Raw genomic sequence first — 18745 nt, forward strand, 5'->3', positions numbered from 1 at the left:
AGGCTGGTCCCCGTGTCCGCCGGGTAGCCGGGCTCCGGACAGCGGCCCGGAGTGCAGCGGCGCGGGCGCTCCGGCCCGGGGCACTTACGGCGCGGGGTTCAGGACAGCGGCCCGAGGCGCAGCGGCGCGGGGTTCAGGACATCGGGGTGGAGGTTCGACGGTCGTCGCGGACGTGCACGAGCATGTCGCCGGTTTCGATGACCCCGCCGGCCCGATCGGCGAGGGTGACCACCTTGCCCCGCCGCACCAACGCGATGACCAGAGCCTCCAACTCGCGGGGGGAGCGGCCGACCTCGTGCCGCTCGGCCGACCGCATCGCGAGCGCCATCCCCTGACCGGGCGTGAGCAGATCCTCCACGACATCGATCAGCGGCGGCGCGGAGGTGGAGAGGCCCAGCAGCCGACCGGCGGTCGCCGACGAGACGATCACATGATGGGCACCACTCTGTTTGAGCAGCGGGGCGTTCTCCGCCTCCCGGGCCGCAGCGATGATCCGCACCTGTCCTGCGGTGAGCTGCCGAACGGTCAGCGCCACCAGCACCGAAGCATCGTCACTGTCGGTAGCAATGATCACCGCCTTGGCGGTCCGGATGTGCGCCTCGTTGAGGGTTGCCGAGCGGGTCGCCGACCCCTCGATCGCCACCAGACCGGCCGAGGTCGCCTGCCGCAGGGCGGCGCCGCTACGTTCGACCACCACGATCCTGGACTTGTCGAAACCGTTCTCGAGCAGGGCGGAGATCGCACTGCGGCCCTTGGTGCCGTAGCCGCAGATGATGACGTGGTCCTTCACAGCTCTCCTCCACCGCGACAGGCGACGGCCGGTCCGGTACTGCTCGGTCAGGACTTCCAGGGTGGTGCCGACCAGAATGATCAGAAAGATGACCCGGGCCGGGGTGATGTAGAGGACGTTGAGCAGACGGGCCGACTCCGAGACCGGGGCGATGTCGCCGTACCCGGTGGTGGAGAGGGAAACCACAACGTAGTAGAAGCAGTCGAGGAGGCTCAGCCCGTCCGAGTCGCGGTTGGCGTCCCGATAACCGTCCCTGCCGAGCCACACCACGGCGACGCTGGCAAGGACGAGCCCGAGGGCCGCGGCCAACCGTAGACTCAACGCGCTCAGCGGATCGCGCCGTTGCGCCGGGAAATGGATCACCGCTCGCCCCGCCCAAACTCCGCTGATACCTGCACGCCCACAACATAACGGGTCGGGGGTAACGCAGATGGCGAGGCGGCAGGGACGACGGCACGACAGCCCCCGACGGGCATGATGGGAGCTGTGCCCCGCGACCACAGCCAACGAAAGCGAGGCGAAGGATGTCGTTGCTCAGACGAGTCATCGGCGGGGTGTTGCGCCGGGTCCGGATGCGGCAGGGCCGCACGCTGCGGGAGGTAGCTACGGCCGCCGGGGTCTCCATGCCGTACCTATCCGAGGTGGAGCGGGGGCGTAAGGAGGCCTCGTCCGAGGTGCTCGCGGCGGTCTGCCGGGCACTCGGGATCCGCCTATCCGACCTGCTCGGGGAGGCCCGGGACGAGCTACGCCGCCTGGAGCGGCCCGAGCCGATGGGGTTCACCATCGGCGAGGTCAACCGCACGCCGAGTTCCCGCGTCGAGCCGGCCCGGCAGCACTCGGTCCGGGCCGGGCTACGCGGCGGCGGCCCCACCTCCTGCGGCGCCGGCCAGGTGCCCCTTCGACTGGGTTCTCCTGGGCTACCCATCGGTGGGGCGGGGCTCGCGCCGATCGGGCCCGCGCCGATCGGGCCGGCGCTGACCGGGCCGGCGCTGACCGGGCCGGCGCTGACCGGGCCGGCGCTGACCGGCGGCCCGGCGGGAGGGGCCGGCCTACGAGTCCGGTTGATCGCGGCGGCGCCGGCTGACCGAACCGCACGACGCTCGTGGCGGGTCCGGCGGCTCGTCCGGGCACGCCGGCAGCTGGCTCGGCGGTAGCGGACCCGGCGGTAGCCCAACCAGACCGCCCCGAGCCGATCGATCTGCTCGGCCGATCCGCCCTCGACCGATCTGCTCTGAGCCGATCTGCTGCCGGCAGATCGGCTACCTCCTCCTACCCCGGCACGCGCACGCTGGACGGGCCGACTCCCGGGCGGTCCCCGCCCGCCGACGCGCTGGAGGTAGCACCTAATGATCAGAATGTTGGCCGATGGGCAGCAGGGCTTCGGCGACCAGGTCTTCGAGCGGCTGCTGAGGGAACGCATCGTCTTCCTCGGCACCGAGGTGACCGACGAGTCGGCCAACCGGGTCTGTGCCCAGATCCTGCTGCTGGCCGCCGAGGACTCGGACCGCGACATCAAGCTCTACATCAACTCGCCCGGCGGCTCGGTGAGCGCGGGGATGGCCGTCTACGACACGATGCGGTTTGTCCGCAACGACGTGGCGACGCTGGCGTTGGGCATGGCCGGCTCGATGGGGCAGTTCCTCCTCTGCGCCGGGACGGCGGGCAAACGATACGCGCTGCCCCACTCGTGGATCCTCATGCACCAGCCGGCCGGCGGGATGGGGGGCACCGCTGCCGACGTCCGGATCCAGGCGGAGAACCTCCTGCACGTGAAGAAGACCATGCAGGGACTGATCGCCCAGCACAGTGGTCGGACGCTGGCGGACATCCAGCGAGACTGGGACCGGGATCGCTGGTTCACCCCGGAGCAAGCCCGCGAGTACGGCCTCATCGACCACGTCATCACGCAGGCGGCGGAGCTCACGCGCTGAGCAACGGTCGGGCCGAAGCCGCATGGGTCGGCCGAACCTACCTACTGCGGCGGCGGATGTTGTTCACCCGCTCCCCGATTGGCGTCGACCCTTGTCCCTTTGATAGCAACGGAGCCTCCGCCGGACCACGGGACGCCCTCTGCCGACCGGATCGGGCCGGCCAACCAGGACCGCTGGAGGCCCGTGCCGTTGGAAGCGCTTGCCGTCTTCGGAAAGCTCGTGCCGGTGGCGTTGGCTCTCGGCGGCGGTGTGTTGTTCGCCCGGCGGAGCGTCGTCAGCGCGGCGAGCTCGAAGGCGTTCGCCGATTTCGCCTTCCTCTTCGCCGTGCCGTGCTACCTGTTCGCCAACATCTACCGCAGCGATCTGAGCGCCCTGTTCGCCTGGCCCGCTCTCGCCGGCTACGCCGGCACGGCGGGAATCACCATGGCGGTGGTCGGGGTGCTGGCGGGGCTGACCACCACCCGCGAGCCGCGACAGCTCGCGTTACGGATCATGGCGGCGATCCAGGTAAATACGGCCTATTTCGCGGTACCCGTATTCATCATGCTCTTTGGCGACGCAGCGCCGGTCTTTCCGGTGCTGCTGCTCCAGGTATGCGTCCTCACCCTGGTCGTCCTGGCCATCATGGAGCTGAGCGGGGCGCCGGTGCAGGCTGTACCGGCTGGTCAGGCCGTACCCACCTCGGCTGGGGCCGGCGGGCGGCAGGCGCAGCCGACCGGCGGGCTGGGACCGACGCAGACCGGCCGGCCACCGGCGCCACCGCAACGTCGGAGCCGACGCGGCCGAGTGGGCCGGGCGGTGTGGGGTGCCCTGAACACCCCGGTCGTCTTGGCGTGCAACGCCGGCCTCCTGTTCAACCTGCTAGCCGTCCGGATACCGGAGCCGCTGCTCGGCGGATTCGACTTCGTCGGCGCCGCCGCGCCGATCGCGCTCTTCGCCCTGGGCCTGCACCTGGGCGGCAGCGGGGTCAGCTTCCGCCACACCACCGGCGAGGAGATCTGGCTGATCGCCGTCAAGTGTCTGCTGTTCCCGTTTGCGGTCTGGCTGGCCGTCGCGCACGTCCTCGATATTGACGGCCCCTGGTTGACCTATCTCGTCCTCATCGCGGCGATGCCGGCGCCACAGAACCTGTTCATCGTCGCGCAGCGCTACGGCGTTGACGTCGAGCTGTCGGCCGCGCTGGTGGTGAAGAGCTCGGTCGCGGCGCTACTGCTGCTGCCGCTCTGGGTCCACTGGGCGCAGGCGGGATGACCTCGTTGCCCCGCCACCTCCGGTACGGCGCACCCGAGCTAGCCCCAAACGCTACATCAATCAAGATACGTCAGGTCAATGAAATCGTACTTATCGATCTTGCCGGATGTCGCCTCCATATACTCCCGCAAGTGCGCGCCACCCTTGTGCGCCTCCCAGATCTCGCGGGACTCCCAGTTCTCGTAGAGGACGAAGTGGGCCGGGTCGCTATTATCCTGGTGCAGGTCGTAGTTGATACACCCCTTCTCCGCCCGAGTCAACGGGACAAGCTTCTTCAACTCCGCTTTCACCAGGTCCGCCTGGCCCGGCCGAGCGTGAACGTTGGCAACAATAGACAAACGCGACATTCTGCACCCTCCTCACCTGATCGTTCCGTTGTGAAACGCCCTCAGCCCGACAGCGCGGTTCACGAGCCGTCAGCCAATGTGGGTCATCTCGTTGACTACGAATTCATCCACCTTGCCGGCGGTCGCCGCTCCATAAGCCTCCATGTGAGCGGCGTTCATGTGCGCCTGCCACAGGTCACGGGACTCCCAGTTCTCGTAGAAAACGAAATGAGCCGGGTCACTATTATCCTGGTGCAGGTCGTAGTTGATACACCCCTTCTCTGCCCGAGTGGTCGGGATAAGCTTCTCCAACTCCGCCTTTACCAGGTCGACCTGGTCCGGCTTGGCGTGAATGTTGGCAACAATAGTCAGGCGTGACATGCGGTACCCCCTGGTCGCCTCGTCGTTCGTTTGTGGAACTTCTTCACGCTAGCGGAAGAGCCCGCACCAGGGCCGGTGAGTCGCCAGATGCGGCTCGGAGCTGATCAGGTGGTTCCAGGGCCCAGGTTTGGGGGTACCCGTCCTCACGGTCGGGTACCGGCCGCGTGGACGGACCGCACCGCCTCGACCACCACCGAGGGAACCTCGTCCTGCACCCAGTGGCCGTGGGTACTGTCCCGCCACTGACCGACGACCGCGGTGGGGTGCCACTCCGACAGAAACCGCTCCAGCGGATACCAGTAGGCCGCACCGGTCTCGTCATCGACACAATTGGTCCGGGTGGTGACCTCCTCACTCGCCGGGTGATAGCCGGGCCGGCAGAGCTCCCGGTCGCCGCCGAGAATCGCCAGGTCGACCTTGTAGGGCCCGAAGGCCGTGTCGTCACCGAAGGCGAGGAAGACCGGCTTCGACCGCAGCGCGGCCAGGTCCCGGTCGAGTTGATCCAGGAACGCGCCGTCCGCGACGGTCGCCATGGCGGAGATGTGCACGGGCTGGGTCACCTCCGGATAGCGCAGCTCATGCGGGGGCTCCAGGGTGAGGTAGGGCCCCCACATCGCGTCCCGCAGCGCCGCGTACTCCGCCGACCCCTCCACCGCGTTGCGTTCGGCGACCCCGATCGCACCGCGGCGGATGAGCTCGCCCTCCGTGTAGAACTCTGGTTCCAGCTGCGCATGGCGCCCACGATCGTGCACCGCGTGCATGAATCCGGTCTGCCCCTGTTCGATACGGTCGAGTTGCCAGGCCCAGGTGTTCATCAGCACAAGACCCCGCACCTTCTCCGGGGTCGCGACTCCGGCGGCCAGTCCGATCGGCCCACCCCAGTCCTGGAGCACCAGGTAGAGATCTTCCAGGGCCAGGTCGGCGATGAAGTCCCGCAGCACCGTCGCGTGCGAACTCGGCAGGTAGTCGAATTCGCTGACCCTCGGTTTGTCGGAGAAACCGAAACCAAGGTGGTCGGTGAGGATCACCCGAAATCCAGCCGCGCTCAACGGGTCGACAATTTTCCGATAGATCATGCTCCAGGTTCCGTTGCCGTGGACCGCCAGAACGGTGCCCTTGGGGGTATGGCCGACGGCTGGGGGCACGTCCACATAGTGATATGCGAACCCGTTCCACTCGTAGACTTTTGACTGGAACGGATAGACGCTCTCCGCCACTGGAAACGGGCGCTCCCATTCTGGGGTAGCCCTGCTGTCCCGCTGCGGAACGCCGCCGGCGGCGACTGCCAGGGCGGCGAGGGCCAGCACCCCCGACGCCACGAGGAGACGAACAGAGAACTTCCTCGACCTACCGCTCACGGCAATCCCCAATCCCAACCCCGAGCCGGTCGGAGAGCAGCACGATCTCAGCGCACCGCCCGGCGAACCACTCCCGTCGTCCCGAGCCTAGGAACGCGGGGTGGGCCAGGAAATACGGCGTACCAGCCAGTCTTTGCTGGGGGCAGCCCTACCCAAATTGAGGCGCGCGATACGGCCCGCTGGCCGCATCAGCGCCTCAACGAGCGGATGTCCAGCCCTGCTGATGCAGCCGTTCGATGCCCTCGAGCAACAGGTCCAGGGCGAACTCGAACTCGAACTGGTCGTCGCAGCCCCGCCCCACCACCGACGTGTCGTCGTGGGACGCCACCACGGCGATCTTCGCAAGGTTGGGGAATCGGTCGGCGAACTGCGCTGGTAGGGCCGCCGGTGGCTCCGGACTGGTCACGCCGGTCCGGCCGGCGTTCCGTGCGGTGTCGAAGAGTTCCTGACTGAAACCCAGGGTGCGGCTGCCCATCGCGTGCATCACGTGGTGGGCAAGGTCCACGGAGAAGCCGCCAGTCCGGAAGGTCCCGACCATCGAGTCGAGGTAGGCGAGGATGGCCGGCGTCGGCGTCTGCTGCGACTCAATGGCGAGGGACACCCAGGGGTGCCGCTGCAGCACCCGCCGCGCGGAGAGAATCCGCTCCCGGACCGCGTGCTTCCAGTCGGTGTCGGCCAGCGGCGGGGCGATCTCGTCGATGACCACATCGATCATGCCGGCGACCAGTTCGTCCTTGTTGGCCACGTGCTTGTAGAGGGCCATCGGCACGACGCCCAGGTCCTGGGCAAGGTTGCGCATGCTGAGGGAGTCGATCCCGGCCTCGTCGGCAAGCGCGACAGCGGCCCGCAGGACTCGCTCCCTGCTCAGCGGCGTTCGGCGAGGCACCTCGGTCTGCTCAGCCATCTCGTTTCCTCGTCTCCAGCGGTGCTGGAAACCATAACCGCCTTGACGAGTGTACGGCGTACACCTACTGTTCAGAGACCAGCGTACGCCGTACACCACGAATGAGGCGGACGCCGTACACCTTGGAGTGGAGAATGAAGGCCATCGTGCAGGACCGCTACGGGCCGCCGGAGTCCCTCACCCTCGCGGAGGTTGACCCGCCGGTGCCCGCCGCCGACGAGGTGCTGGTGCGGGTCGAAGCCGCAGCCCTCAACGCCTACGACTGGCATGTGCTACGCGGCGATCCGCGGATGGCGCGGTTGGCGCTGGGCCGGTCGAAGCCCCGGGCCCGCATCCGTGGCCGCGACTTCGCCGGCGTGGTGGAATCCGTCGGCGAGAACGTTCACCAGTTTCATTCCGGCGATGCGGTCTTCGGCGACCTCGGCGATGCCAACGGCGCCTTCGCCGAGTACGTCTGCGTACCCGAAGCCCTGGTCGCGCCGAAGCCGACCAACCTGACGCCGCGGCAGGCCGCCGCCCTGCCCCTCGCCGGCGTCACCGCACTCATGGGGCTGGCGGATCTCGGGCAGGTCGAGCCCGGCCACCGCGTCCTGATCAACGGTGCCTCCGGCGGCGTCGGCACCCTCGCCGTGCAGCTGGCCAAGGCGCTCGGCGCGACCGTGACCGGAGTGTGCAGCACCCGGAACACCGAGCTGGTTCGTTCCCTCGGCGCTGACCACGTCATTGACTACACCCGGAGCGACTTCACCCACGACGCCCAACCACACGATGTCGTGTTCGACCTGGTCGGCAACCGCTCGCTCACCGCACTCCGGCGAGTGCTGGCCCCCGCCGGGAGGCTGATCCTCTCCGGCGGCGGGGTCTACCGCGGCGGTAGCCTCGTCGGACCGGTCTGGCTCATCACCCGCGGGCGACTCCTGGCGCCCTTCGTCCGACAGCGCATCGCCGTTCTCACCACCGTGCCCAGCCGAAAGCACCTCGACGTGCTCCGCGACCACGCCGAGGCCGGGGACCTAACCCCGGTCATCGATCGGAGCTACCCGCTGCACGAGGTACCGCAAGCACTTCGGTACCTCGAAGGTGAACACGCGCGGGCGAAAGTAGTGATCACCCTCTGAGGCGTAACCGGTGCCATCGCGGGTAGAACGCGGGTGTGGCGGAGATCAGTGACTATGCGTTTCTGGGCGACTGCCAGGGCGCGGCGTTGGTGTCGGCGGACGGTTCGGTGGACTGGTGGTGTCCACCCCGGTTCGACGGGCCAAGCGTCTTCGCGCAGCTACTCGGCTCCGCTGGCGGCCACTGGTGGATCCGACCGCACGGGCGGTACACGACGAGCCGCTGCTACCTCGACGGCACGATGGTCGTCCAGACCGACTTTCACACCCAGGACGGGGTGCTGCGGCTGACCGATGCGCTCAGCCTCGGGGTCGGGGAACGCGGTCACCAGATCGGCCTCAGCTCGCCGCACGTCCTCCTGCGCCGGGTCGACGCAATCGCCGGCCCGGCGCAGGTGACGGTCGAGGTGGCGGCCCGGCCCGAGTACGGCCTGGTCAGCCCCACTGTCTCCGACGCCACAACGGGGATCGAGATCTCCGGCGGCGCCGACCGGCTGACCCTTACCAGCGACCGCGACCTGACCATCGACGGTTCCGTGGTGACCGGAGAGTTCAGTCTCGCCGAAGGCGAGAGCGCGGTCTTCGCGCTGCACCACCGACGGTCCACCGACCCGCCGACGGTTCCCCTCGACGGTCGGGTGGCGCTGCGGGACACCATCGCCGCCTGGCGGTCCTGGGACCGCATCCACCAGGGGTACCAGGGGCCCTACCGGGAGCAGGTCCGACGCAGTGCCCTCGTCCTGCAGGCGCTGACCTACCAGCCGACCGGGGCCGTGATCGCCGCCCCCACCACCTCCCTGCCCGAGGAGATCGGTGGCGAGGCGAACTGGGACTACCGGTTCGGCTGGCTCCGCGACGGCGCCTTCACCCTGAAGGCGCTCTGGGTCGCCGCCTGCCCGGACGAGGCACACCGGTTCTTCGACTGGATGGCCGAGTCGATGGGCTCGGTGGAGGCGGAGGACCACGTCCCGATCATGTTTGGCCCGGGCGGTGAGCGTGATCTCACCGAGCACACCCTCGGGCACCTTGAGGGCTACCGGGACAGCCGCCCGGTACGGGTTGGTAACGACGCCTGGCTGCAGAAGCAACTCGACGTTATCGGCGAGGTCATCGAGTGCGCCTGGGTCCTGCGGGACCAGCTCACCGAGTTGTCGCCCGCCGCCGCCAGCCTGCTCCGCTCCCTGGCCGACCGGGCCGCGGACACCTGGCGGGAGCGGGATGCCGGAATCTGGGAGGGGCGCGAGGGGCAGCGGCACTACCTGACCTCCAAGGTGATGTGCTGGTTGGCCCTCGACCGGGCCGTCAAGCTCGCCGGGCTTCTGGATGCTGAGGCGAAGGTCCCGCAGTGGTCGGAGGCGATGGCGGAGGTCCGCGCGGCGATCCTGGAGGAGGGGTGGAACAGCTCGAGCAGGGCGTTCACCGGCGCGTTCGGCTCCGACCACCTGGATGCCGGAGTCCTGGTCATGCCCATTCTCGGGTTCCTCCCCGCCGACGACGACAAGATCCTGGGCACGGTGGATGCCATCGAACGGGACCTGGTCCAGGACGGCCTGGTGCAGCGCTGGACCCGGGCCGGGGACGAGGGCGCCTTCATCATCTGCTCGTACTGGCTGGCCCAGGCCCTGGCTCTGGCCGGGCGGGTTGACCGGGCCCGACAGGTCTTCGAGACCGTCACCGGCCGGGCGAACGATCTCGGCCTACTCGCCGAGGAGATCGACCGACGCGACGGGCGCCTGATCGGCAACTTTCCCCAGGCGTTGTCCCACATCGGTCTGATCAACGCCGCCTGGACCATCGGCCAGGTCGAGGCCGCAGGAACCAGTAGGTAGTGGCAGTCGAGGAAAGGAGCACGTTGATGAGCGGACGACTGATGGGTAGAACCGCCCTGATCACCGGCTCGGACTCCGGTATCGGGCAGGCCACCGCGATCGAGTTTGGCCGGGAGGGCGCCGACGTGGTGGTGCACTACCTGCATGACCATGCGGGGGCGAGCCACACCAAGGCCGAGATCGAGCGGGCCGGTCGGCGGGCCGTGGTGGTGCAGGGCGACATCAGCGTCGAGCACCAGGTCGAGGCGATGTTCGACGAGGCCCTGGCGACGTTCGGAGAGCTGGACATCCTGATGAACGACGCCGGGGTGGACGCGTCCGGCACCCCGGTCGCCGATCTGGACACCGAGACCTGGGACCGCGCCATCCGTACGAACCTGTACGGGATGTTCTTCTGCTGTCGGCGGTTCGTCCGGCACCGCCGCGACCATGGTGGACACGGAAAGATCATCAACATCACCTCCATCCACCAGGAGGTGGCCCGGGCCGGCGGCGCCGACTACGACGCCAGCAAGGGCGGCATGCTGGAGCTGGCCAAGAGCATCGCGCTGGAGGTCGCCCCGCTACACATGAACGTCAACAACATCGGGCCGGGCATGGTGCTCACGCCGTTCAACCAACGTGCGATCGACGACCCGCAGTACCTGGAGGAGCAGGTGCAGTCGATCCCGTGGAAGCGGGCCGCCCAGCCGGAGGAGATCGCGAAGCTCGCCGTCTTCCTGGCCAGCGACGACGCGAACTACGTCACCGGGTCGACCTACTTCATGGACGGTGGCCTCATGCAGAACCAGGGGCAGGGCGCGTAGGGCGCGCTCCGACGCGTGGCGAACGGTTGACCTCAACCTTGGTTGAGGTTTTACCGTCTCCCTGTCGCGATCGGAGCGTTCCTGGAGGAGACCCATGTTCTTGGTTACTGGCGCGACCGGCAACGTCGGACGGCGGGTGGTGGCACGGCTGACCGCCGCAGGCCACGACGTCCGCGCCGTCGTCCGCGACCCCAGCCGGGCGAACCTTCCGGCCGGGGTACCGGCGGTCACCGCCGATCTGGCTGATCCGGCGACCCTCCGCCCGCACCTGGACGGGGTCCGGGCCGTGTTCCTGATCTGGCCATACACTGACCCCGCCGTCGCCGTTGCGCTCGCGCCGGCCCTCGCGGACGTGCTGGCCAGCGCCGGGTCACCCCGGGTGGTGTACCTGTCGGCCGCCTCCGCCGAAGCCGACCCGAACTCGTTCTGGGCGGTGGTGGAGCGCACCCTCCGCGAACGCGACCTCCCCGGGACGGTGCTGCGTCCCACCGGCTTCGCCACGAACACGCTGGGCTGGGCCGACGCTATTCGCGCCGAGGGGGTGGTGCGCTGGCCGTACGGCGCCGCGGCCCGATCCCTGATCCACGAGGACGACATCGCCGCGGTGGCGGTCGAGGCGATGACCGGCGACCGGCACGACCGGCGGACCTACGTGCTCACCGGCCCGGAGACAATCACCCAGGCCGAGCAGGTACGTCTCATCGGCGCCGCGATCGGCCGTGAGGTGCGGTGGCAGGACATCCCGGCGGAGGCTGTCCGCCCGATGCTGGTCGAGGCGTTCGGGGACGCCGGTTTCGCGGAGATGGCGTTGGCCGGCTGGGCGGCGATGGCGGAGAAGCCAGAGCAGGTGACCGACGATGTCGAGACGGTACTGGGGCGACCCGCGCGGACCTTCGCCCAGTGGGCCGCCGACCACGCCGCCGACTTCGCCTGAACCATCCGGGATCCCGGTTGCTGGGTAAGATCCGAATCCCTCTTCTTTCCGCCTATCGCCCTGTTCTCACCGACGGCCGGTACTCCAGACTGATCCCCGCTTCCGCTGTTTCCTTCCTTGGCGACGGCATGGCACTCGTAGGAATACCGTGGTTGGCGATACAACTGGCACAGCCGGATCAAGGGGGAGTTGTCGCTGGACTGTCGCTGGCGGCGTACACGCTGCCCGGCGCCCTTGGAGCTCTCGTACTTGGCCGGTGGTTCGGCGGCATGAGCGCACAGAAGTTGGTCGGCGCAAGCACCGGCCTGCGAACTCTTGGACTGGCAACAATTGTCGCGCTGGCCGCCGCCGACCAACTCAACGCCTTCTCCTACATTGCCCTCCTAGCCGTTTCGTCTCTCTTTTCAGCGTGGGGGAACGCGGGTCTGTACACTATTGTCAGCCAGTTGTTCGCCGATGGTCGTCAACTTCCCGCGAATGCTCTACTCAGCGTATCCCAGCAGGTCAGCATCATCATCGGCCCGGCAATTGCTGGCATGATCCTGCTGAAGCTGGACGGCTCGGCAATCCTCGCAGTCAATGCGATCTCATACCTGCTTCTTCTCACCACGGTCGCCCGCCTGAAGCTTCCGCAACAACCGGCGGTAGCTCGACGGGCTGGCGTCGTGGCCGGCTTCCGGATACTCGCGCGGCGACCCCAACTGGTTTCCCTGTTGCTGATCACGGCCGCCTTCTTCTTCCTGTACGGCCCGGTCGAGGTTGGGCTTCCGCTCTATGTCGCCGGCAACCTGGCTGGCAGCGGCCAACTACTCGGAGCATTTTGGACCGCATTCGGTATCGGCGCAGTGATCGGCGGTTTCGCCGGCGGCGCCTTGGCCCGCGCGCCCAGATGGCCGGCTGTGATCGCCATTATCTTCGGCTGGGGTCTAACCCTCCTCCCCTTCGGCATCACCGACAACACCTCAGCAACCATGACCTCGTTCGCCCTCGGCGGATTGATCTACGGCCCATTTCCAGCGTTCACTATTTCTCTTTTTCAGCAGGCCGCAGACGCTTCTGAACTTACCTCCATCCTGGCAGCCCGGTCCGCCGTCACCACCACGGCAACACCTTTGGGTGCGGCGCTCGGCGGCCCACTGGTCACGCTTTGGGGCGCCGCTGACACATTGCTGTATTCCGGCATCGCCACGGTTGTGCTCGCGGCGCTCGTCACCGCGTCGATGCTATTTCTCAGAGGACGTGCCCGGTCACAGTGGGCGCGACGATCCGGTCATCGGGCGCTTGGTTCCGGGTAGCGGGCGCCGTTGAAGGTGACCCGCAGCGCGTACACCGACCGGCCCGCGGTGAGGTAGAGCTGGTTGCGTTTCGGCCCACCGAAGGTGAGATTGGCGGCCGGCTCGGGCAGGAGCAACTTCCCGATGAGGCTGCCATCGGGAGCGAAGCAGTGCACGCCGTCCCAGGCCGCGGCCCAGACCCGACCGGCCTCATCGACGCGCAGCCCGTCGAAGCGTCCGTAGTCACACTCGGCGAAGATCTTGCCCCCGCTGAGGGTCCCGTCGGCGGTGACGTCGAAGACCCGGATGTGGCTGGGTTCCTGTCGGGTATCGACGATGAACAGCTGTTGTTCGTCCGGTGAGAACGCCAGACCGTTGGGGCGGAAGAAGTCGTCCGCGACCACCCGCAGGTCCCCGGTGCGGGGGTCCAGCCGAAACACGTAGCACGAGCCACCGAACTCGGGCTCGGCTTTGTTGCCCTCATAGTCGCTGTTGATGCCGTAGCTCGGGTCGGTGAACCAGATCGTGCCGTCGGCCCGGACCACCACGTCGTTGGGGCTGTTGAGCCGCTTGCCGGTGTAGCGATCTGCCAGCACGGTGATCGCCCCGTCGTGCTCGGTGCGGGTCACCCGCCGGTTTCCCTGTTCGCAGGTGATCAACCGGCCCTGCCGATCGATCGTGTTGCCGTTGGCGTAGCCGGAGGGCTGGCGAAACACCCCAACCGCGCCGGTGGTCTCGTCCCAGCGCAGCAGCCGATCGTTGGGGATGTCGCTCCACACCAGGTAGCGCCCCGCCGCGAAGTAGGCCGGGCCTTCCGACTTCCGCGCGTCACCGTGCAGGACGGTCAGGACGAAGTCACCGTCGAGGTCCCGGAAGCGCTCATCCAGCAGTCGGAACTCAGCAGGGACTGTGTCAGGCATATTGGCCTCCTCGCCAGATGTTGTTCTATAGCAAAGCCTGCCTTCCGAATCTGATATGGTCAAGTCGTCGCCGTTCCGATCCCGATGGGTGTTCGATGCTTGACGATATTGACCGCGTCCTGGTAGCCCGCCTGCAGCAGGACGCGACCCAGTCCTACGCGGCCCTCGGCGCGGCCGTTGACCTGTCCGCGGGTTCGGCGCACGAACGCGTACGCAAGCTGCGCGAACGGGGCGTGATCCGGCGTACCACCGTTGACGTCGATCCGGCCGCTGTCAGCCGGGACGTGCTCGCCTACGTGATGCTCGGTGCCGACGAGTGGATGGGCGACGCGGCCACCCGGGACGCGCTCACGGCCATTCCCGAGATCCAGGAGGCACACATCATCGCCGGCACGGCGAGCGTGCTGGTGAAGGTTCGCACCGCCACCACCGAAGACCTGCAAGCCCTGCTGAGACGCCTCTTCGCCATCGACGGCGTCACCAGCACCCAAACCATCGTCGTCCTGGAATCGTTCTTCGAACGGCCGATCAGCGTTGACCCGGTTCGCTGAGCGCAGACCCGACCGTCAGCCGACGCACCGGCCAGACCCGACCGTCAGCCGACGCACCGGCCAGATCCGGCATCCGGCGCGGAGCGAGACGGCATTCACGCCTGCTGCTCCGCCTCCCGCTCGGCAGCGTCAATCGCACTGTCGGTGACCCAGAACAAGCCAATGACCAGGCTGAGCGCCAACACACCCATGACCGCGAAGACCACGCGCAGGCCGAGCAACTCCGCCAGCAGACCGCCGGTGAGCGCACCGAGGGGCATGCCGCCCCAGGCCAGCATCCGGTAGCCGCTGTTGACCCGGCCCAGCAACCGGTCGGGGGTGATCCGTTGGCGGAGCGAAATCGTGATCACATTCCAGGTGGCGACCAGAACCCCGCCCCCCAGATAGACCGCGCCCACCACGAATGGGTTGGCGCTCAACGCCGGCACACCGACAACTACCGCGGCGACGACGACTGCCACGCCGAGGGTGGCGGAGCGACCCAGCCGTCGCTCAATCGCCCCCGCGACCAACGAGCCGAGCACAACGCCGACGGCCAGGGTCGCGAGCAGCAGCCCGTACCCCGACTCGGTGAGCCCCATCGCCGATTCGGGACCGACCGCATAGAGCGGCAGCACCGCGACAACCGCGCTCATCGTGAAGTTGCTGACCCCCACCATCACCGCCATGGTGCGCAGCAGTTGGTGTCGCCAGAGGAACCGGAGGCCCTCCGCGATGTCCCGACGCAGGCTGCTCGGCGCGTCCCGTTCGACCCGGAACCGGCCGCGGATGAGGAGTAACGCCGCGACCGCGACCGCCCACAGCCCCGCCGGCCCCGCCACCGCCACCGCCACGCTCGCGGAGACCAGGAACCCCGCCAGGGGTGGGCCAACGAACTGGTTGGCCGTCAACTCGACCGCGTGCAGTCGCCCGTTGGCGCGCGGCAGCGCGTCCCGCGACACCACCTGCGGCAGGATCGACTGGGCCGAGGTGTCATAGAGCGTCTCGGCGACGCCGGCGCCGAACGCCACCGCGTAGAGCAGCCAGATCGACGCCGCATCCAGGGCCGCGGCCAGCGCCATCACCCCGAACAACACCGCACGCACCGCGTTGGCGGCCGCCATCACCCGGCGGCGGTCCCACCGGTCGGCCAACGCGCCGGCCGGCAGCGCGAAGAACAGCCACGGCAGGCTGAACGCCATCGCCACCCCGGCCACCCGCATCGGTGAATCCGTCAAGCTGACCGCGACCAGCGGCAGCGCAAGTTTGACGATCCCGTCGGCGAGGTTCGACGCCGCGGACGCGGACCACAGCTGCCAGAACGGGGTGCCCAGCTTCTCGGCATCCCGACGCCGAGCAGCCAGGTGGCCCGCTGGGCCCGGCGTTCTCCGGTCATCCGTACGGGGAGGATCGCCAATCGTCACCCGGGGATGTTCTCAGAACGGCCACCTGGCTCGCTGCCCCCAACCAGGCGGGAGATCGACCACCGACGCACGGTGCGCGAAGCCGGCCTACTCGAAAGTCACCCGCAGTTGACGCAGCAGGCCACCGTAGTCCTCGTCGTCGTCTCCGATGAAGATCGGAAGTGAGCCGGCGACCAGTCCCACGCCTTCGATTTTGAGGCCCGAGCTGCGCGCCAGTTGCTGGGGTGGCTCGACCGGACGCAGCCGCACGCCGCTGCGTCCCTCCTCCCGGACCGTCGCCGCGCGATACACCGCGCTGTCAAAGGGGCCGAGGTCACCCGGGTCGTACGCGGACGAGACGTAGACGTTGCCCCACCGGTCGATGTCCATGCCCGAGGCGGGTCGTCCATCCGGTGGTTCGGGTGCCGTGAAGGGAACCGAAGTCCACCGCCGACCGAACTGGATCTCGCCGTCCTCGGACACCCTCAGGCGAGTCATGTGGATGAAGGTGGTGTCCCGACCCTCCGCCCGCTCGGCGTAGACGAAGTAGTCCTCTCCGCGGATCGTCGCCACGGCCGTCGCCTCGACGTTCACCAGCGGCTCGGGCGTCTCGGGCCACGGCACCGCGCTCACGATCTCGACGTTAAGGTCCCGGTCCCACCGGGCGAGATAGATCGTGGGGTTGGGGTCGACACCGTCGGCGTTGCTCTCCGCCAGCAGGGCCGCGTTCCGGCCGGGCAGGCGGGCGATGCTTTCGAGATCATTCGGCACCCCACGACCGGGGAAGTCGACATCGAGTTCGTCAACGACGATGCCGTTCGGGTCGACGGGCGTCCGCACGATCGAGAGTCGCGGCAGGTCGCGCTCCGCATCGTTGTCCCGGGTGTCGTGGCAGACCAGGAAGACCTCCTGCACCACCCCGTCGCTCTCCTCGGTGGTGAGCCAGGCGATGCCGCTGAACTCGCGGGGTGCCCGGATCTCGAGCCGCTCGGTCGAGGAAGCGTCAACCGCCTCCCGGGCCGGTGGGCTGTCCGCCCCGGGTTGGCGCTGCGCCAGACTCGGTGTGGCGGGCGCGAGCAGGCTCAGTCCGGTGGCGACCGGCAGCAGCCCGCAGGCGATGAACCGACGGCGAATCATTCGTCCCCCTCAACCGGCGGGCACGACCGCCGGACCCGCCAGGGACAAAAGTAGAATCATTCTCGCCTTCTTGCGGGCCGTTCCTCCCCCGTTACCACCAAGGTGTCGGCTCACTGGCCCGCTGCGAGTTCCCGCAGGTCTGCCGCGCTCACCTCATGGGCGTCCGGACCCGGATCCCCCCACTGATCCCGCTTCGCGAGCAGCTGTGCGGCGAGTTCCTGCGCGCCCACCAAGGCGTGGTACTCCGCCGAGCCACATTGGATAGCGTTCGCGAGCGGCACCTCGGTGGCGTCCTCGATGGAGCGCAGGCCGGCGGCGATGACCTCCGCCAGATCGTCGAAGCTCCACGGGCCCACCGTCCAGACGTACAAGCCGGTCATGCAGCCCATCGGCGCGACGTTCATGATCGTAGGGTGATGTTGCCGTACGTAGGTGCCGAGAAAGTGTTCAAGTGTGTGCATGACCGGGCCCGGCACCTGGGACGCGTTCGGCTGCGCCACCCGGAAGTCCCAGAGCGCGACCGGCTGGCTCGTGCCGGGCACCGTCTGCTCGTTGACGATCCGCAGGTAGGGCGGCACCACGTACCGATGATCCAAATCGTGTGACTGCGGCATAGCCAGGACTCCTAGGTCACTCCCAAGGCGGACTCGCCCTCAGCCTAGGAGGAATGCGCGCTCATGCTGCCCGCTTCCGGTCAAGCCGGTCGCCGCTCCGGACCACCTCCGAAATCAAACTGGCCATGTCGGTGGCGCTGCCAACGGGAAGAGCCGGGCTGGCCGCCGCGCCGGTCAGCTCCGTCAGCACCGGCGCCAGCTCGGCAGCGGTCGTGACATAGGTGGTGAGCCCCGCCTCGGCGAGCAGCTCCGCATTGGCCCGACCATGCCCAGAAATCGGCCGATAGGTGACGGTGGGTAGCCCACCGGCCAGCGACTGCTGAAAGGTGAGCCCGCCGGCGTTCTCCACCACCACATCAACCGCCCGCATCAGCGTGGGCATGTCCTCGACCCAGCCCAGGACGTGTCCGGGAAAGGCACTCAGGCGCTGGCGCAGCCGGACGTTGCGCCCACACGCCACGACGGGGGTGACGCAGCCGGCGGCGAGCACATCCCGAGCGGTACGGGCCACGTCGCCCACCCCCCAGGAGCCGGCGACGATCAAGGCCAGCCGCTCCTGCTCGGGCAGGCCGAAACGGGCCCGAGCCGTACGCTGGCAGGCCGTCGCCGACGCGGCGAACTCGGCGGAGATCAGCGGATCGACCACCCGGACATCAGCTGCCCCACGCGCCGCCGCCTGCCGCTGTGTCCCGTCGTGAACGACGCAGTAGGTGTCGACCCCCGGCGAGATCCAGATCGGGTGGACGACGAAATCCGTGACGTAGCTGAGCACCGGCACGGTGAGCTGCCCCGTGCCGCGCATCGGGCCGAGTAGCTGGTTGGCGAACGGGTGTGTCGTCACCACCAGGCAGGTGTCCGCCGATATCCGCGACAGCATCCGCGGTACGGCCGCCCGCAGCGCGGCCCGGAACGCCCGGACCATCGACGACGACCGGTCGGTAAACCGGAAGAGCGCGTCGTAGCTCCAGGGAAACCGCTGGAGCATGGTGCGGTAGCCCTCCCGGACGAGCCGGTGCAGCGGCCGGGGCAGGGCCGCGAAGAAGTTAAGCTGCTCCACGACGACTCCGTCGCCGGCGAGCCGGGCGGCGAGTTCGGCCGCGGCGGCGTCGTGGCCCGCGCCGATGTCGGCGGAGACGACCAGGATCCGCAGCTGGCCCTGGCGGCCGTCGAGGTCGTCGCGACCGGCACCAATCGGGGACGTACCGCCGCGCGGACCTCTCCCGCCCGGCCGTGGCTTCACCG

19 protein-coding genes are annotated in these 18745 nt (G+C 68.4%); 9 read left to right on the forward strand and 10 right to left on the reverse strand.

Annotation, left to right across the window (positions count from 1 at the left end; genetic code table 11):
* Positions 1–133: 133 nt before the first annotated feature.
* A complete protein-coding gene (locus SALPAC3_RS0110990; RefSeq protein WP_018221293.1) occupies positions 134–1153 on the reverse strand; it encodes a potassium channel family protein in 1020 nt (339 codons plus the stop codon).
* A 161-nt stretch (positions 1154–1314) separates the two neighbouring features.
* Here SALPAC3_RS0110990 and SALPAC3_RS0110995 point away from each other — a divergent pair, with 161 nt between their 5' ends.
* From SALPAC3_RS0110995 to SALPAC3_RS0111005, 3 genes are all read left to right on the forward strand, one after another.
* Positions 1315–1944 carry a helix-turn-helix domain-containing protein gene (locus SALPAC3_RS0110995; RefSeq protein WP_026185449.1) on the forward strand — a complete coding sequence of 210 codons (630 nt, stop codon included), beginning with the start codon at positions 1315–1317 and terminating at the stop codon, positions 1942–1944.
* Between the two features lie 192 nt (positions 1945–2136).
* A complete protein-coding gene (locus SALPAC3_RS0111000; protein ID WP_018221295.1) occupies positions 2137–2721 on the forward strand; it encodes a ClpP family protease in 585 nt (194 codons plus the stop codon).
* Positions 2722–2910: 189 nt separating this feature from the next.
* A complete protein-coding gene (locus SALPAC3_RS0111005) occupies positions 2911–3972 on the forward strand; it encodes an AEC family transporter (RefSeq protein WP_026185450.1) in 1062 nt (353 codons plus the stop codon).
* A gap of 56 nt (positions 3973–4028) precedes the next feature.
* On the opposite strand, the gene SALPAC3_RS0111010 is transcribed toward SALPAC3_RS0111005, so the two are convergent.
* From SALPAC3_RS0111010 to SALPAC3_RS0111025, 4 genes are all read right to left on the reverse strand, one after another.
* On the reverse strand, positions 4029–4319 hold the full coding sequence (locus tag SALPAC3_RS0111010; RefSeq protein WP_018221297.1) for a putative quinol monooxygenase: 291 nt from the start codon (positions 4317–4319) through the stop codon (positions 4029–4031).
* 69 nt (positions 4320–4388) lie between these two features.
* A complete protein-coding gene (locus tag SALPAC3_RS0111015) occupies positions 4389–4679 on the reverse strand; it encodes a putative quinol monooxygenase (protein WP_018221298.1) in 291 nt (96 codons plus the stop codon).
* A 143-nt stretch (positions 4680–4822) separates the two neighbouring features.
* Complete coding sequence (locus SALPAC3_RS0111020) at positions 4823–5998, reverse strand: alpha/beta fold hydrolase (protein WP_018221299.1); 1176 nt, start codon at positions 5996–5998, stop codon at positions 4823–4825.
* A 235-nt stretch (positions 5999–6233) separates the two neighbouring features.
* On the reverse strand, positions 6234–6941 hold the full coding sequence (locus SALPAC3_RS0111025) for a TetR/AcrR family transcriptional regulator (protein ID WP_018221300.1): 708 nt from the start codon (positions 6939–6941) through the stop codon (positions 6234–6236).
* A gap of 134 nt (positions 6942–7075) precedes the next feature.
* Between SALPAC3_RS0111025 and SALPAC3_RS0111030 the strand changes: the two genes are divergently transcribed.
* The 5 genes from SALPAC3_RS0111030 (at position 7076) to SALPAC3_RS25645 (ending at position 12920) form a co-directional block, all read left to right on the forward strand.
* The gene (locus tag SALPAC3_RS0111030) at positions 7076–8059 is read left to right on the forward strand and encodes an NAD(P)-dependent alcohol dehydrogenase (protein ID WP_018221301.1); all 984 of its coding nucleotides are present in this window, start codon (positions 7076–7078) and stop codon (positions 8057–8059) included.
* Between the two features lie 35 nt (positions 8060–8094).
* Positions 8095–9885, forward strand: coding sequence for a glycoside hydrolase family 15 protein (locus tag SALPAC3_RS0111035; protein ID WP_018221302.1), 1791 nt, complete (start codon positions 8095–8097; stop codon positions 9883–9885).
* A 26-nt stretch (positions 9886–9911) separates the two neighbouring features.
* Positions 9912–10691 carry a glucose 1-dehydrogenase gene (locus tag SALPAC3_RS0111040; RefSeq protein WP_026185452.1) on the forward strand — a complete coding sequence of 260 codons (780 nt, stop codon included), beginning with the start codon at positions 9912–9914 and terminating at the stop codon, positions 10689–10691.
* A gap of 94 nt (positions 10692–10785) precedes the next feature.
* Complete coding sequence (locus tag SALPAC3_RS0111045) at positions 10786–11625, forward strand: SDR family oxidoreductase (protein WP_018221304.1); 840 nt, start codon at positions 10786–10788, stop codon at positions 11623–11625.
* Positions 11626–11642: 17 nt separating this feature from the next.
* Positions 11643–12920, forward strand: coding sequence for an MFS transporter (locus tag SALPAC3_RS25645; protein ID WP_198290346.1), 1278 nt, complete (start codon positions 11643–11645; stop codon positions 12918–12920).
* Here SALPAC3_RS25645 and SALPAC3_RS0111055 read toward each other — a convergent pair.
* On the reverse strand, positions 12896–13819 hold the full coding sequence (locus SALPAC3_RS0111055; RefSeq protein WP_018221306.1) for an SMP-30/gluconolactonase/LRE family protein: 924 nt from the start codon (positions 13817–13819) through the stop codon (positions 12896–12898). The genes SALPAC3_RS25645 and SALPAC3_RS0111055 overlap by 25 nt on opposite strands.
* Before the next feature lie 95 nt (positions 13820–13914).
* On the opposite strand from SALPAC3_RS0111055, the gene SALPAC3_RS0111060 reads away from it, so the two are divergent.
* Positions 13915–14370, forward strand: coding sequence for an Lrp/AsnC family transcriptional regulator (locus tag SALPAC3_RS0111060; RefSeq protein WP_018221307.1), 456 nt, complete (start codon positions 13915–13917; stop codon positions 14368–14370).
* A gap of 95 nt (positions 14371–14465) precedes the next feature.
* Here SALPAC3_RS0111060 and SALPAC3_RS0111065 read toward each other — a convergent pair whose 3' ends face one another.
* The 4 genes from SALPAC3_RS0111065 to SALPAC3_RS0111080 form a co-directional block, all read right to left on the reverse strand.
* Positions 14466–15773 (reverse strand): MFS transporter, encoded by a 1308-nt coding sequence (locus tag SALPAC3_RS0111065; protein ID WP_018221308.1) that lies wholly within the window; start codon positions 15771–15773, stop codon positions 14466–14468.
* A gap of 87 nt (positions 15774–15860) precedes the next feature.
* The gene (locus SALPAC3_RS0111070; protein ID WP_018221309.1) at positions 15861–16889 is read right to left on the reverse strand and encodes a hypothetical protein; all 1029 of its coding nucleotides are present in this window, start codon (positions 16887–16889) and stop codon (positions 15861–15863) included.
* Between the two features lie 110 nt (positions 16890–16999).
* Positions 17000–17503, reverse strand: coding sequence for an S-ribosylhomocysteine lyase (locus SALPAC3_RS0111075; RefSeq protein ID WP_018221310.1), 504 nt, complete (start codon positions 17501–17503; stop codon positions 17000–17002).
* A 61-nt stretch (positions 17504–17564) separates the two neighbouring features.
* Positions 17565–18743 (reverse strand): UDP-N-acetylglucosamine--LPS N-acetylglucosamine transferase, encoded by a 1179-nt coding sequence (locus SALPAC3_RS0111080; protein ID WP_018221311.1) that lies wholly within the window; start codon positions 18741–18743, stop codon positions 17565–17567.
* Positions 18744–18745 lie beyond the last annotated feature (2 nt).

The sequence above is a fragment of the Salinispora pacifica DSM 45544 genome, assembly GCF_000378845.1.
In the GTDB taxonomy this organism is placed as follows: domain Bacteria; phylum Actinomycetota; class Actinomycetes; order Mycobacteriales; family Micromonosporaceae; genus Micromonospora; species Micromonospora pacifica.

Bases quoted from the DNA above. Each gene is read 5' to 3' on its own strand.
- SALPAC3_RS0111000 (WP_018221295.1), top strand. From the start codon at position 2,137: ATGATCAGAATGTTGGCCGATGGGCAGCAGGGCTTCGGCGACCAGGTC.
- SALPAC3_RS0111040 (WP_026185452.1), top strand. From the start codon at position 9,912: ATGAGCGGACGACTGATGGGTAGAACCGCCCTGATCACCGGCTCGGAC.
- SALPAC3_RS0111025 (WP_018221300.1), bottom strand. From the start codon at position 6,941: ATGGCTGAGCAGACCGAGGTGCCTCGCCGAACGCCGCTGAGCAGGGAG.
- SALPAC3_RS0110995 (WP_026185449.1), top strand. From the start codon at position 1,315: ATGTCGTTGCTCAGACGAGTCATCGGCGGGGTGTTGCGCCGGGTCCGG.
- SALPAC3_RS0111075 (WP_018221310.1), bottom strand. From the start codon at position 17,503: ATGCCGCAGTCACACGATTTGGATCATCGGTACGTGGTGCCGCCCTAC.
- SALPAC3_RS0111060 (WP_018221307.1), top strand. From the start codon at position 13,915: ATGCTTGACGATATTGACCGCGTCCTGGTAGCCCGCCTGCAGCAGGAC.
- SALPAC3_RS0111010 (WP_018221297.1), bottom strand. From the start codon at position 4,319: ATGTCGCGTTTGTCTATTGTTGCCAACGTTCACGCTCGGCCGGGCCAG.
- SALPAC3_RS0111070 (WP_018221309.1), bottom strand. From the start codon at position 16,889: ATGATTCGCCGTCGGTTCATCGCCTGCGGGCTGCTGCCGGTCGCCACC.
- SALPAC3_RS0111015 (WP_018221298.1), bottom strand. From the start codon at position 4,679: ATGTCACGCCTGACTATTGTTGCCAACATTCACGCCAAGCCGGACCAG.
- SALPAC3_RS0111055 (WP_018221306.1), bottom strand. From the start codon at position 13,819: ATGCCTGACACAGTCCCTGCTGAGTTCCGACTGCTGGATGAGCGCTTC.
- SALPAC3_RS0111045 (WP_018221304.1), top strand. From the start codon at position 10,786: ATGTTCTTGGTTACTGGCGCGACCGGCAACGTCGGACGGCGGGTGGTG.
- SALPAC3_RS0111030 (WP_018221301.1), top strand. From the start codon at position 7,076: ATGAAGGCCATCGTGCAGGACCGCTACGGGCCGCCGGAGTCCCTCACC.